This is a genomic window from Sphingomonas sp. IC-11, from assembly GCF_021043365.1.
Taxonomy (GTDB): Bacteria; Pseudomonadota; Alphaproteobacteria; order Sphingomonadales; family Sphingomonadaceae; genus Sphingomonas.
In genome coordinates, this window is sequence record NZ_JAJNDU010000001.1 from 999,986 (window position 1) to 1,012,803 (window position 12,818).

Genomic DNA, 12,818 nt, shown 5'->3' on the forward strand with positions numbered 1-12,818 from the left:
GGTCACTTCGGCCGGAATGCCATGGCTGCGCCGTTCATACAGTAACGCTTGCCGGTCGGACGCGGGCCGTCGTCGAACACATGGCCCAGATGTCCGCCACATCGGGCACAATGCACCTCCGTACGGGGTATGCCGAGGCTGAAGTCCCGCCGGATACCCACGCTTCCATTCAGCGGCGCCCAGAAGCTTGGCCAACCCGTTCCGCTGTCGAACTTCGTCCTTGAGGAAAACAGTGCCTGACTGCAGCCGGCGCAGTTGAAGACGCCCGGCCGTTTTTCTCGATCGAGCGGGCTGGAGAACGGGCGCTCCGTGGCCTCTTTGCGCAACACGGCATAGGCTTGCGGCGACAGTTTTCTGCGCCACTCTGCATCGCTCAATTGAACTGGGAATGCCTCGGCCTCGGCAGGCGAGGCGCCGCAAGCTGCAAGCATCAAGGTTGCGGCTCCACCACCAAGTCCCAGGATCATGGCGCGCCGATCAAGCAGAGGGCTCATGGATCCGAATATGGGTACGGATCGGCCGGTGTGTATATGCGCTGACGCGATCTCGGTTGCTGCGCGGATAGCGGCGAGCGATGCGGACCTTCGTTGGCTGGCAGAAACGCTAATTCGATGATCGACCATGCCCGTGCTATCCAGGATCAATGCTGGACACTCAGAACCCCCAAGCAATGATCGCTGGCATGGCCGCGGCTGCGCGCCGTGCAGCACATCAGCTCGCCCGTTGCTCGACCGATCAGCGCCGCTCCGCGTTGCTGCGGGCGGAGGAGGCGATCCGCGCCGCTAGTGCTGAGATCCTGGCCGCCAACGCGACAGATGTGGCGCGTGCGAAAGCAGCAGGGCTTACCGATGCCATGCTTGATCGACTGCGGCTGGACGAGGCGCGCGTCGCCGGGATGGCGGCTGGCATCGCGACCGTCGCTACGCTTCCGGACCCGGTCGGTGAGGTGATTGACACCACCGTACGTCCGAACGGGCTAGAGCTGTCGCGTGTTCGGGTGCCAATCGGGGTGATCGGGATCATCTACGAAAGTCGCCCCAATGTGACGGCCGACGCAGCGGCGTTGTGCGTCATGTCAGGCAATGCCGCCATTTTGCGCGGCGGAAGCGAAGCTTCCGAGAGCAACGCTGCCATTCACCGGGCGTTCTGCGCCGGCTTGAACGTCGCGGACTTGCCGACCGATGCGGTGCAATTGGTCGGGACGACGGATCGCGCGGCCGTCGGCGCGATGCTTGCCGCTCAGGGCGCCATCGATCTTGTCGTGCCGCGGGGCGGGAAGGGGCTGGTGGCGCGTGTCCAGGCGGAGGCTCGGGTGCCGGTGCTGGCGCATCTGGATGGGATCAACCACGTCTTCGTTCACGCGTCCGCCGATCCGGATATGGCGGCAGAGATCGTCAGGAACGCGAAGATGCGGCGGACCGGCGTGTGCGGCGCCATGGAGACGCTGTTGATCGACTCAGGCTACCCGGATCCCGCCGCACTGGTGCGGGCCCTTTTGGACGCCGGCTGTGCAGTTCGGGGTGACGATCGGGTGCGGGCCTTCGCGTCCGTAGCGGCAGCCGACGCGGCGGACTGGGATACCGAATATCTGGATGCGATCTGTTCGGTGGCGATGGTCGACGGCGTTGACGAAGCGCTCGCGCATATCGCGCGGCATAGTTCGGGACATACAGACGCGATCGTGGCAGCGGACGAGGGGGTGGCAAACCGGTTCCTCGCGGAGGTCGACTCGGCGATTGTGCTGTGGAATGCCTCTACCCAGTTCGCTGACGGCGGCGAATTCGGGTTGGGCGCGGAGATCGGAATCGCGACTGGGCGCCTGCACGCCCGCGGTCCCGTCGCGCTGGAGGGCCTGACCACCTACAAATGGATCGGCCGCGGCACGGGGCAGGTGCGAAGCTAGCGACAGGTCTCGCTCATCTGCCGCCCAGCCAGCGGAAGAACCGCGGAACCGGCGCATTGCGGCTCATCCAGGCGCTATAATCGCGGTACACGGGATCGGCAGACAGGTGGCGCTCCTCCGTGCGCGCGCGCCAATAATAAATGCCGCTTACTGCCGCCAGGATAAGCGTTGCCCGCGCCGCATCGACCAGAGTGCCCGTCGTGAACAGGGGCAGGGTGGAAAGCCACCAGAACAGATTTTTCGTGAGATACGCGGGATGACGTGACCACGCATAGGGGCCGTGGGTGAGAATGCCCCGATGCGTCAGATTCGAAAAACGCAACCCGAACGCCACGGTGGCCCAGGCATAGATCGCGGTGAGCAAGACCAGCGCTGCGCCGACGATCGCCAGCAGCACGGGATAACCATGAAGCCATTGGCTCCATTCCGCAGTTCCTGGATGATAGTCGAGCGGTCCGCCCTGATCCATAAGGATGAATGGCGGGTAGCATATCAACGCGGCTGCCCAGCCAGCGGCATAGGGATTTGCACTGCGGATATGCGCGTCGAGCGGGCGCATGGTTAGGACGTAACCGACCGTCGCGAACGCCACGTCGATGACGAACATGAACGTGATCAGCCAGTTCGCGAGTGCCACGGGATTGGCCAGGATGCCGAACGTGGGCGTTCGGATGAACTCGCCAAAGCCCGGCGGCACGATGGCGAGCATGAACGCCAGGAAGAACGCCTTTACGCCCCAGGCGCGAAGGTGAGCATGGATAAGCTCGGGCTCCGCATTGTTCGTATGCGTCAGCCAGGCGCCCAGGGCCCAGGCGCCATCCCGAGGCTCCACCAGGCGACGATCGAGCCAGATTACATAGGGAATGGAGAGAAGGAACAGCAGCGGCGCCGCCATTCCGAAGCACCACATTGCGAACCGGAAGTTGCCCTCCCAATAAAAGCGTCCGGTCGCATAGATCAGCGCAATGCCCGCCCATGTGGCCCACAGGCCGACAAGCTTGATCAGGCTGGTGTCAATCGTCTCGCGCCACGGACGCACCCTGGACCAGTCGATGCCTGTGGATGGCCGGCGGTGGACCTTGTCCACCAGCAGCGACCAGATCACCATGGGAATGCCGGACGCCAGCAGGTTGACCAGCGCCGCATAGGGGCCATCCAGGTCATAGAGCCGCGCAACAAAGATCCACGTGATCAAGCCCGCCAACCCTGCGAGCCCAACGCCATGGGAGACGGCCGATGCTGGGCGCGGATCGGCGCGGTGGGTGGGGGTGAGCGCGACGTGCTGGTGCATGGGCCGCTCGCGTAGCACAGCAAAGGTAATCGTCGCATGAAGGATGGCTCTCGCTTCCCCATCCCAGCGTGACTACATCGCACGCATGTACCAGTTCGATATCCAGGCCGGCGAAAAGGCCGAGCTTTACCGCGACATCCTGTCCGCTCTCGATGCGCTGACCGCCGGCGAGCCCGATCCGGTCGCGAACATGGCCAACGCCGCAGCGCTCATTTGGCAGTATCTCCCCGATCTCAATTGGGCTGGCTTCTATCGCGTGGTCGATGGCGAACTGGTGCTCGGGCCGTTTCAGGGCAAACCTGCCTGTATCCGGATCGCGCTGGGTGCCGGCGTGTGCGGCGCAGCCGCAGCGTCGCGTGAAACGCAGTTGGTTGCCGACGTTCACGCCTTTCCCGGGCACATCGCCTGCGACGCGGCCAGCGCGTCCGAACTGGTGGTCCCGATCATCCATGACGGCGTCGTGATCGGCGTGCTTGATCTCGACAGCCCGACGCCATCGCGTTTCGACGAAGAGGATGCCCGGGGCGGGGAGGCGATCGCCTTGCTGCTGGCCTCACGCATCGTCTGACACGGGCGTTCCGGCTGCATCATTCCGGGACGAAGCGTCACGTCGAAGGCTCCCGACCGGCTGGTAAGCGGTCCGTCAACCATGGCAGGCGCCGGGGGAACACACGCGACTTCGGGGAGAGTGATCGATGCGCGCGCATCCGGCAGCGGCAATGCTTTTGCTAGGCGTCATGGCGACAGCGGCTGACGCCCTCGAGCCTCAAGCTGTTCGCGCGGACACCGGATCTCGTGCGAGTGCCGCATCCGCCACGACTGGGGGGCGAATGCCGGGGCGTGCAGTGCGCTCGCTCTCGACGCCAGGCCGGGCGGATGAGCCACGTTGGGGCGGGCGCATCGACGGGCGGTGGTGGGCCGGCGCGCGCGCTCCCGGCGGCTGGAGTGCGTATCAGCGGCCGCTCAGAGGATCGGTGCTGCCACCCTATTGGGCAGGATCGCAATGGCAGGTCGAGGATTGGGCAGCTTTCGACCTCCCGCCGCCGCCCGCCGCCCATGTCTGGTCGCGCTATTATGATGATGCGGTGCTGGTCGACCAGCGGGGCACGGTCCACGACACGATCGGCGGTGTAGACTGGGATCGCTTCGACTCGAAGCATGCGGATTACGCCTACCGGGAGGGTGGGCGAGACGATCAGCAGCTCACCTCGACCGCCGCGCCGCCGGGCGCGCCATATCCTGTCCCTGCGCATCGGCAGGCCGGTCAGGTGCCAATCGCCCGCGACACGACGGAACGTGCGCAGGCCGACGTGAAACAGGGGCGTGCACTGCTCCCAAGCTCGCCGGATAGCCCCGCGGCTGCGACCCACAGCCGCAAAAAGGATCGCCGTCGCCGCGCCTCGGCTGATGCGCCTGGCGCAGCATATCCGCGCCCAGAGCACGGCAGCTATCCGCTGGCCGTGGCGACGCGGGAACCCGTACCGCCTCCGACCTACGCTCCACCAGCGCCTGTTCCCATCGTCGCCAGTTCGAACGGGGCCACGGTGGTGACCACCACCGCGACAAACCCGTCAGCTGGATATTACAGCAACGGCTATTACTATCCGGCGCCCACGATCATCATCATCACGGTGAACGGCCAACCAATGGTGACAGCCCCGCCGAGCGACATCTGGGAAGATGGAGTAACTTACTCGCCCGCATCCGGAACTCGGGTGCATACCGTTACGCCCCGCACCACCGGCCGCTGACCGGATTTCCGTCGCAACACAGTTCACCCGGCAATGGTGTGGCGTCGCGAGCGCGGAGCGGGCTTCTCACGCGCCTAGCTCAGCCGATCAATCGCGTCCCGATCAAGATTGCCCGGAATGATCATCAGCGGGATGGGCAAGGTCCCTGCCTGTCCCGCAAAATGCGTCACTAGCGGCCCGGGGGTGCCGTCGGCCGCAGCGCCAAGCACCAGGGCCGCAACGTCCGGATTGCCAGCGATCAGCTCCCGAATGATCTTCGGGCCATCACCTTGCCTGACGGTAATGGACGGACGCAGCCCGGATTCCTGGATCAGCGTGCCGGCCGCTTTTGCCACCAAACCTTCTGCCCGCCGCCGGGCTTCTTCTTCGATCGTCGCCTGCACGCCACCAAAAGCGATGAACTCCTGCTGCTCCACCAGCGCCAGGATCTCGACTCCACCCCCCGTTTTCACCGCGCGTCGAGCCGCAAACCGGAGGGCGATTTCCGCTTCCGGCGCGTCATCGATGACCGTCAGATAAATGCGCATGCGTCTTCGATAATCTCCAGTCAGCCCATCCTTATCCGCGTGCGGGGTTGACCGCGCAAGGCCTCGGCGCAAGAGACAGGCACTCCCCAGGAACCGCCGAGAACCCTCATGTCGATCGAAATCAAGATGCCCGCGCTCTCCCCTACCATGGAGGAAGGAACGCTGGCGAAATGGCTCGTGAAGGAGGGGGATACCGTCAAGGCCGGTGACCTGATGGCCGAGATCGAGACGGACAAGGCCACCATGGAGTTCGAAGCGGTGGACGAGGGCGTCGTCGCCAAGATCGTCGTAGCCGAGGGCACGGACGGGGTGAAGGTCGGCGACGTGATCATGCTCCTCGACGCGGAGGGCGAGGAAAGCACGCCAGCGCGCGTGCAGCCTGCCACGACGGAAGGCCAGCCGGTCTCGAAGGAGCAGGTCGACGCCCCGGTGGACCGGGAAACCAGCGAGCCGGTGTCGCCGCAGAACCCGGAGACAAAGTCGGCGGCGCCACAGGTGAAGCCGCAGAATACCGGCGGCGATCGTGTGAAGGCGAGCCCGCTTGCGCGGCGTATCGCCGCCGAGAAGGGCGTGGATCTCGCCGGAGTGACTGGCTCCGGGCCGAACGGCCGCATCGTGAAGGCCGATGTCGAAGGTGCGCCCCGGGGTGCGGCTTCGGCGGCGCCCCAGGCCCAGGCTGCACCGGCGGCGGCTGCGGCTGCGGCGCCAGCGCCGGCCGCGGCTTCCGCTCCGGCGCCAGCTGTTGCGTCCATTCCCGATATCCCGCACGAGACGACGAAGCTCAGCAACATGCGCAAGACGATTGCGCGGCGGCTGACCGAGTCGAAGCAGCAGGTGCCTCACATCTACCTCACGGTCGATGTACGCCTCGACAAGCTGCTGAAGCTGCGCACCGAGCTGAACGACAGCCTTGCCCCGCGCGGCGTGAAGCTGTCGGTCAACGATCTGATGATCAAGGCGTTGGCGGCCGCGCTGGTGCAGGTGCCCAAGTGCAACGTGATGTACACGCCCAATGAACTCGTCACGTTCAAGCGCGCCGACATTTCGGTGGCCGTGTCTACCGCCGAGGGTTTGATCACCCCGGTCATCACAGAGGCGGATACGTCCTCGCTTTCGTCCATTTCCACCCGCATGAAGGATCTGGCCGCACGCGCCCGCGACAAGAAGCTGAAGCCGGAGGAATTTCAGGGCGGCACCGCCTCGCTCAGCAACATGGGCATGTACGGGATCAAGCAGTTCGAAGCGGTCATCAATCCGCCGCAGGGCATGATCCTGGCGGTGGGTGCTGGCGAAAAGCGGCCCTATGTGATCGACGATGCGCTTGGCATCGCCACCGTGATGAGCGCGACCGGCAGCTTTGACCACCGTGCGATCGACGGAGCCGACGGCGCCGAGTTGATGCAGGCGTTCAAGGCGTTGTGCGAAAATCCGCTGGGCATGCTGGCCTGAAATGAACCGCGCGGTCGCCGCCGAGCTGCTGCATCTTGCCGCGGGCTTGCTGCTGACGTTGGCCTTCTTCCGCGCGGCCATCTGGTCCTATCCGCAAGGCGCCGGCTCGTTGGAGCCGGTCTGCGTGCTGACGATGCTGGCTCTGCTGGCAATGAGCGTGCCGGAACTGGTGAAAGCCGCGCGCAAACCAAGGAACTGAAAAGTGGCAGACACTTACGATCTCGTCGTCCTGGGCTCCGGACCGGGCGGCTATGTCGCGGCTATTCGGGCGGCGCAGCTCGGGCTGAAGACCGCCATTGTCGAGCGGGAGCTGCTTGGCGGCATCTGCCTGAATTGGGGCTGCATTCCGACCAAGGCGCTGTTGCGCTCGGCCGAAGTGTATCACCTGATGAGCCACGCCGGGGATTACGGCCTGACAGCGCAGGGGATCACGGCTGATCTCGACGCGGTGGTTAAGCGCTCGCGCGGGGTGGCGAAGCAACTCAATCAGGGCGTTACGCACCTGATGAAGAAGAACAAGATCGCCGTTCACATGGGTGAAGGGAAGCTGACCGGAAAAGGCAAGCTGACCGTCACCGACAAGGACGGGAAGGCGAGCGAGCTTTCCTACAAGAACGTCATTGTCGCCACCGGCGCGCGGGCGCGTGAGCTGCCGTTTGCCAAGTCCGACGGCGAAAGGGTGTGGACGTATCGCCATGCAATGACGCCCAAGGAAATGCCAAAAAAGCTGCTGGTGATCGGATCCGGCGCGATCGGTATCGAGTTCGCCAGCTTCTACAACGACATGGGCGCGGACGTCACGGTCGTGGAGATGCTTGACCGGCTCGTGCCGGTGGAGGATGTCGACGTCTCCGCGCATCTGGAAAAGGCGCTGAAGAAGCAGGGCATGACGATCATGACCTCGGCCAGCATCAGTGCGCTTGATGTGAAGTCCGGCGGCGTCACCGCCCGACTGAAGGACAAAGCGGGCAAGGAAACCACTGCTGAGTTCAGCCATGTGATCGTTGCGGTCGGTATCGTGCCCAATACGGAGAATGTCGGCCTCAAGGAGCTGGGCGTTGAGATGGACGAGCGCGGCTTCCTGAAGACCGACGCCATGTGCCGCACTAATGTGGAGGGCGTCTGGGCAATCGGGGACATCACTGCGCCGCCATGGCTGGCCCACAAGGCGAGCCACGAAGGCGTGATCGCAGCGGAGGCGATTGCCGGCGGCCACCCGCATGCCATGGATCCGCGCAACATCCCAGGCTGCACCTATTGCCGGCCGCAGATCGCCAGCGTCGGCCTCACGGAGGCAAAGGCCAAGGAGGCCGGCTATGAGGTCAAGGTCGGCAACTTCCCGTTCATCGGCAACGGCAAGGCAATTGCGCTGGGCGAGCCGGAAGGGTTCGTGAAGACGGTGTTCGACGCGAAGACCGGCGAACTGCTGGGCGCACACATGATCGGGGCCGAGGTGACCGAGATGATCCAGGGCTATACGATCGGCAAGACGCTGGAAACGACCGAAGCGGAGCTGATGGAGACGGTGTTCCCGCACCCGACGATCAGCGAGACGATGCACGAGGCGGTGCTCGGCGCCTATGGAAAAGCGCTGCACATTTGAGGGGTTCGTGCTGCGCAGCCGGTCCGACAATGATCGCCTGCCTTGTTGGCGCGGGCGCTCTACGCTGGTAGTACGCCGTCGCCGGCACCGGCGGGAGTGTGGCCTCTTGCGACGCAAGCCTGCCGCTTTCCCCCGCGCCCCATGGCTCCCATGCGCACTCGTCGCCGTACCCAGGCGCGAACATGCTTCGACAATCTCGGCGCCCTCGGGTTAGGAGCGGATGTCCGAACCAGGGGAGCGACCATGACCGATCACGCCACCGGCACTCACGTCTTCACGCCTGATCCCCGCAACGACAATGTCCTGATCGACGTCAACGGCGAACTGTTCCGGCGTCCCGAGGCGAAGGTGTCGGTATTCGATTCGGGCTTCATGCTGGGCGATGGCGTCTGGGAAGGGCTTCGGGTCTACAATGGCAAGATGGCGTTTCTCGACCGCCATCTCGACCGGCTCTGGCAGGGTGCGAAGGCGATCGCGATGGACATCGGTATCACGCGCCAGGCGCTGGTCGAGCGTCTGCGGCGGGTGCTCGATGCCAACGACATGCGGGGCGACGGTGTTCATATCCGGTTGATGGTCACGCGCGGGGTGCGCTCGACGCCCTATCAGGATCCTCGCGTGGTAATCTCGCCTGCCACGATCGTCATCATTCCTGAGTGGAAGGCACCAGCCGCCGGCACCGCCACCCGCATGCTGAACCTGTTCACCGTCCACGTGCGCCGCGGCTATCCCGACGTTCAGGATCCGAAGCTCAATTCGCATTCAAAGCTGAATTGCATCACCGCCTGCATCCAGGCGGCTCAGGCGGGGGTGGACGAGGCGCTGATGCTGGATCCGCATGGCTTTGTCGCAACCTGCAACTCGACCCACTTCTTCATCGTGCGGAAGGGCGAGCTGTGGACCTCGACCGGGGATTATTGCCTTGACGGGATCACGCGCCGCATCGTCGTCGAGACGGCGCGGGCGGCGGGCATTCCCACCTATGAACGCAACTTCTCCCTGACGGACGTTTATGGTGCGGACGAGGCATTCACCACCGGCACGTTCGCCGGGCTTGCAGCGGTCGGGGTGATCGACGGGCGAGTGATCGGTACCGAACGCGGGCCTGTGGTGGAGCGCTTGCAAGCGCTCTATCGCGAGGCGGTGGACCGGGAACTGGCATGACCTCCGCGGCCTTTTCCCGCGTCGGTGAGCCGCTGCGAATCGCCATGTGGTCTGGCCCACGCAACATTTCGACGGCGATGATGCGCAGCTTCTCCAGTCGCGCGGATTGCGCGGTCAGCGATGAGCCCTTCTACGGCTGTTTCCTGGCCGCGAGTGGGGCCGATCACCCGATGCGCGATGACGTGATCGCCAGCATGGACTGCAACTGGCAATCGGTCGCTCGCACCTTGGCCGGCGAGGCTCCGGCAGGAAAGCCGGTCTGGTACCAGAAGCACATGCCCCACCATATGGTCGGGCCAATAACGCCGGATGATCTTTCCGGTGTGGTCCACGCCTTTCTGATCCGCGATCCTGCCCGAATGGCAGCGTCCTACGCCGCGAAGCGGGAGGCGGTGACGCCCGAGGATCTTGGCGTCGGGGCGCAACGGGCCTTTTTCGATCGGGTCGCCGAGCGGCTCGGCCACGCGCCACCGGTGATCGACTCCGCGGACGTGTTGCGCGATCCCGCGGGCACGCTCTCAGCCTTATGCCGGGCGCTCGACATCCCGTGGGACGAGGCCATGCTGTCATGGGCGCCTGGGCGCCACCCAGACGATGGTGTCTGGGCGGCTCACTGGTACGGCCGGGTCGAGGCATCCAGCGGGTTCGGTGCGCCGGAGCCGGAACCCGCCCCGCTGCCGCCCGGGCTCGCCGCCGTCGCTGACGCATGCCGGGCGGACTATGAAGCGATGGCAGCCCATCGCCTTCGCGCGGACTAAAGCGGCAATTCGTTACCGCCTATCGACTCAGAAACGTCAGCAGATCCTGAGTCAGCCGGTCGCTTTCGGTAGCGAACAGACCGTGCGGCGCCCCATCATATTCCACGAGCTGGCTCATCTTGATCCCGCGCGCCGCGGCTCGCCCGGTGGCATCGATGGGGACGGTTTTGTCGCCGGTGCCGTGGATTACCAGCGTCGGCACCCGGAAGGCGGCGAGATCGGGACGGAAATCGGTGAAGCTGAAGCTGCGCGCGCACTCCAGCGTGGATCGCAGCGACGCCTGCATTGCCAGCCGCCATGCCCAATCGAGCGTCGCCTCGCTCACCGGGCTGCTCACGTAACCGACCCCGAAGAAATCCTTGAAGAAGGTGCGGAAGAAATTGGCCCGATCGTGCCGAATGCCTTCCCCGATCTGCAACAGTTGCGCCTCGGTGGCGCCATGCGGATTGTCGTCGGTCTTCAGCATGTAGGGAACGACGGAGCCGACCAGCACCGCCGCATGCACACCGCGTCCATCGTGCCGGCTCATGTACCGCGCGACTTCACCGCCGCCCATGGAGAAGCCGACCAGGGTGGCGTCCTGCTCCACGCCCGCCGCCTTCATGACTTCCGACAGGTCGTCGGTCAGCGAGTCATAGTCATAACCGTTCCACGGTTGGCTGGAGCGGCCGAAGCCACGACGGTCATAGGCGATCACGCGATAGCCGGCCTCGGCCAGCGCCATGGCCTGTGGGTCCCAGCTGTCGGCGGAAAGCGGCCAGCCGTGTATCAGGACGACCGGTCGACCCTCGCCCCAGTCCTTCACGTAGATATCGGCACCATCGCGCGTTTTGACGTAGGGCATGATCAACTCCGGTGGCTAAGACCGGAAGAACGGTGACCGCCCGGCTGGCGTTCCGTCCCGCGCCGAAGGCCTAACGTGATTGCCGCAACGCCGGCACGTCGTCCCGCACCTCCGTCACGGAGGGGTTGCGGATCGAGGGCCGCAGCCGGGCAATGCTGCACAGGCCCGCGATCAGCGCGAGCCCTGCGGCAACGACCGGCGGTACCGAGCCGGCGCCGATGCCAGCGGCCAGCAGCGCGGCCGCGAGCGTCGCACCTGTCGTTTGCCCGGTGAGCCGCACCGTCGAGACGAGGCCGCCGGCTGCCGCCGCCCGTTCACGCGGGGCGGAGCCGACAATCAGCCTGGCGTTCGGGGGCAGGTACAGGCCGAAACCCGATCCACAGAGCGCCATCCGCCACGCCACGTCGAAATAGGTCGGGTCCGCCGGCATGGAGGCCAGCAGGGTCAGCGCCACCAGAGTCACCGCCATCCCGATCCCGCCCAGGATACCGGCCGGAATACGGTCCGAAAGGAAGCCGGAGAGCGGCGCCACGATCATGTTGGTGAGCGGCCAGGGCGCGATGCACGCGCCGATCTGGGTGGCGGTAAAGCCCATCGCAGACAGACGGAATGGCGTTGACACCAGCAAGGTCATGGAGGCGGTGAAGGCGGTCAGACTGCCGACTGCCGACAACACGATGATCGGCCGCGCGAGCAGGTCGACCGGCAGGATCGGGGCAGGCGCGCCCATTTCGCGCCGCACGAAGAACCAGCCGAGCGTCGCCCCGGTGGCGATGATGGCTAGGCTGACGACAGGGCTGTCGCCATGCACCAGGCTTTCCGCCCCGCCGATGATCAGGCCGAACATGCCTGCGCACATCATCGCCCCGATCAGGTCGAGGTGCGCCAGGCGCGGGCTGGGATTGGGCAGCGAACGGCCGAGCGCGATGCTGATCACCGCGAACGGAAGCGAGCTCGCGAACACCCACGGCCACGGGGCAACCGCCAGCACCAGACCGCCGATCGTGGGCGCGGCGGCGGCGGAGCTGGTGACAATGACCGAATTGATGCCAAGCCCGCGGCCAAGCTGCCTGGACGGATAGGTTTGCCGGATCAGCGCGGAGGAAACGCTGAGCACGCCCGCCGCTCCGATCGCCTGTACCGCACGGACGATCAGCAGGAACGGCAAACTCTTTGCAAAGAAACACAGCAGCGTCGCGACGGCGAAGATTACTTGCCCGGCCTGGTAGGTGCGTTTCAGCCCGATCCGCTCGCCCAGCCCGGCAAAGGGCAGAAGCAACATCACCAGCATCACCTGATAGACGGTGACGATCGACACCACTGAGCTTGGCGCCACCCCCAGATCGCGCGCGATCGTCGGCAGCGCTACGTTAGCGATGCCGCCATCAATGATGACCAGCGCGGACCCGCATCCCAGCGAAGCCACGGCAAGCAGGCGACGGGGAAGGGGCAGGCCATCGGACATGGGTGCTTGCCTTACGGAACCTGGCTCGTCGGGCAAGCTACTCTGCGGGGGCTGAAGCATCCG

General features: G+C 65.3%; 13 protein-coding genes. 8 read left to right on the forward strand and 5 right to left on the reverse strand.

All coding sequences use genetic code 11. The annotated features are described in order from the left end of the window. Positions 1 to 2: 2 nt before the first annotated feature. Entirely contained in the window at positions 3 to 494 is a 492-nt protein-coding gene (gene msrB, locus LQ954_RS04755; protein ID WP_231022182.1) for a peptide-methionine (R)-S-oxide reductase MsrB, read from the reverse strand. Between the two features lie 149 nt (positions 495 to 643). On the opposite strand from msrB, the gene LQ954_RS04760 reads away from it, so the two are divergent. Then, positions 644 to 1,903 (forward strand): glutamate-5-semialdehyde dehydrogenase, encoded by a 1,260-nt coding sequence (locus LQ954_RS04760; RefSeq protein ID WP_231022183.1) that lies wholly within the window; start codon positions 644 to 646, stop codon positions 1,901 to 1,903. A gap of 13 nt (positions 1,904 to 1,916) precedes the next feature. Here LQ954_RS04760 and LQ954_RS04765 read toward each other — a convergent pair whose 3' ends face one another. Then, positions 1,917 to 3,194, reverse strand: a complete 1,278-nt coding sequence (locus tag LQ954_RS04765) for a methyltransferase family protein (protein ID WP_231022184.1) — start codon at positions 3,192 to 3,194, stop codon at positions 1,917 to 1,919. Between the two features lie 85 nt (positions 3,195 to 3,279). On the opposite strand from LQ954_RS04765, the gene LQ954_RS04770 reads away from it, so the two are divergent. Next, complete coding sequence (locus LQ954_RS04770) at positions 3,280 to 3,762, forward strand: GAF domain-containing protein (RefSeq protein ID WP_227771071.1); 483 nt, start codon at positions 3,280 to 3,282, stop codon at positions 3,760 to 3,762. A gap of 262 nt (positions 3,763 to 4,024) precedes the next feature. Then, positions 4,025 to 4,945: an RcnB family protein gene (locus tag LQ954_RS04775; protein ID WP_231022185.1), complete on the forward strand. Its 921-nt coding sequence runs from the start codon at positions 4,025 to 4,027 to the stop codon at positions 4,943 to 4,945. Between the two features lie 74 nt (positions 4,946 to 5,019). Here the strand turns inward: LQ954_RS04775 and LQ954_RS04780 are convergent, their stop codons facing one another. Continuing rightward, entirely contained in the window at positions 5,020 to 5,472 is a 453-nt protein-coding gene (locus LQ954_RS04780; RefSeq protein ID WP_227770599.1) for a universal stress protein, read from the reverse strand. 108 nt (positions 5,473 to 5,580) lie between these two features. On the opposite strand from LQ954_RS04780, the gene LQ954_RS04785 reads away from it, so the two are divergent. From LQ954_RS04785 to LQ954_RS04805, 5 genes are all read left to right on the forward strand, one after another. Then, positions 5,581 to 6,921, forward strand: a complete 1,341-nt coding sequence (locus tag LQ954_RS04785; RefSeq protein WP_231022186.1) for a pyruvate dehydrogenase complex dihydrolipoamide acetyltransferase — start codon at positions 5,581 to 5,583, stop codon at positions 6,919 to 6,921. A 1-nt stretch (position 6,922) separates the two neighbouring features. Continuing rightward, positions 6,923 to 7,120: a hypothetical protein gene (locus LQ954_RS04790; protein WP_227770597.1), complete on the forward strand. Its 198-nt coding sequence runs from the start codon at positions 6,923 to 6,925 to the stop codon at positions 7,118 to 7,120. A gap of 3 nt (positions 7,121 to 7,123) precedes the next feature. Further along, positions 7,124 to 8,524 carry a dihydrolipoyl dehydrogenase gene (gene lpdA, locus LQ954_RS04795; RefSeq protein ID WP_231022187.1) on the forward strand — a complete coding sequence of 467 codons (1,401 nt, stop codon included), beginning with the start codon at positions 7,124 to 7,126 and terminating at the stop codon, positions 8,522 to 8,524. 243 nt (positions 8,525 to 8,767) lie between these two features. Further along, complete coding sequence (locus LQ954_RS04800) at positions 8,768 to 9,688, forward strand: aminotransferase class IV (protein WP_231022188.1); 921 nt, start codon at positions 8,768 to 8,770, stop codon at positions 9,686 to 9,688. Continuing rightward, on the forward strand, positions 9,685 to 10,446 hold the full coding sequence (locus LQ954_RS04805) for a sulfotransferase (protein WP_231022189.1): 762 nt from the start codon (positions 9,685 to 9,687) through the stop codon (positions 10,444 to 10,446). The genes LQ954_RS04800 and LQ954_RS04805 overlap by 4 nt, the downstream gene beginning before the upstream one ends. 19 nt (positions 10,447 to 10,465) lie before the next feature. On the opposite strand, the gene LQ954_RS04810 is transcribed toward LQ954_RS04805, so the two are convergent. Next, a complete protein-coding gene (locus LQ954_RS04810; RefSeq protein ID WP_231022190.1) occupies positions 10,466 to 11,290 on the reverse strand; it encodes an alpha/beta fold hydrolase in 825 nt (274 codons plus the stop codon). A gap of 70 nt (positions 11,291 to 11,360) precedes the next feature. Next, on the reverse strand, positions 11,361 to 12,755 hold the full coding sequence (locus LQ954_RS04815) for an MFS transporter (protein ID WP_231022191.1): 1,395 nt from the start codon (positions 12,753 to 12,755) through the stop codon (positions 11,361 to 11,363). Positions 12,756 to 12,818: the final 63 nt, after the last annotated feature.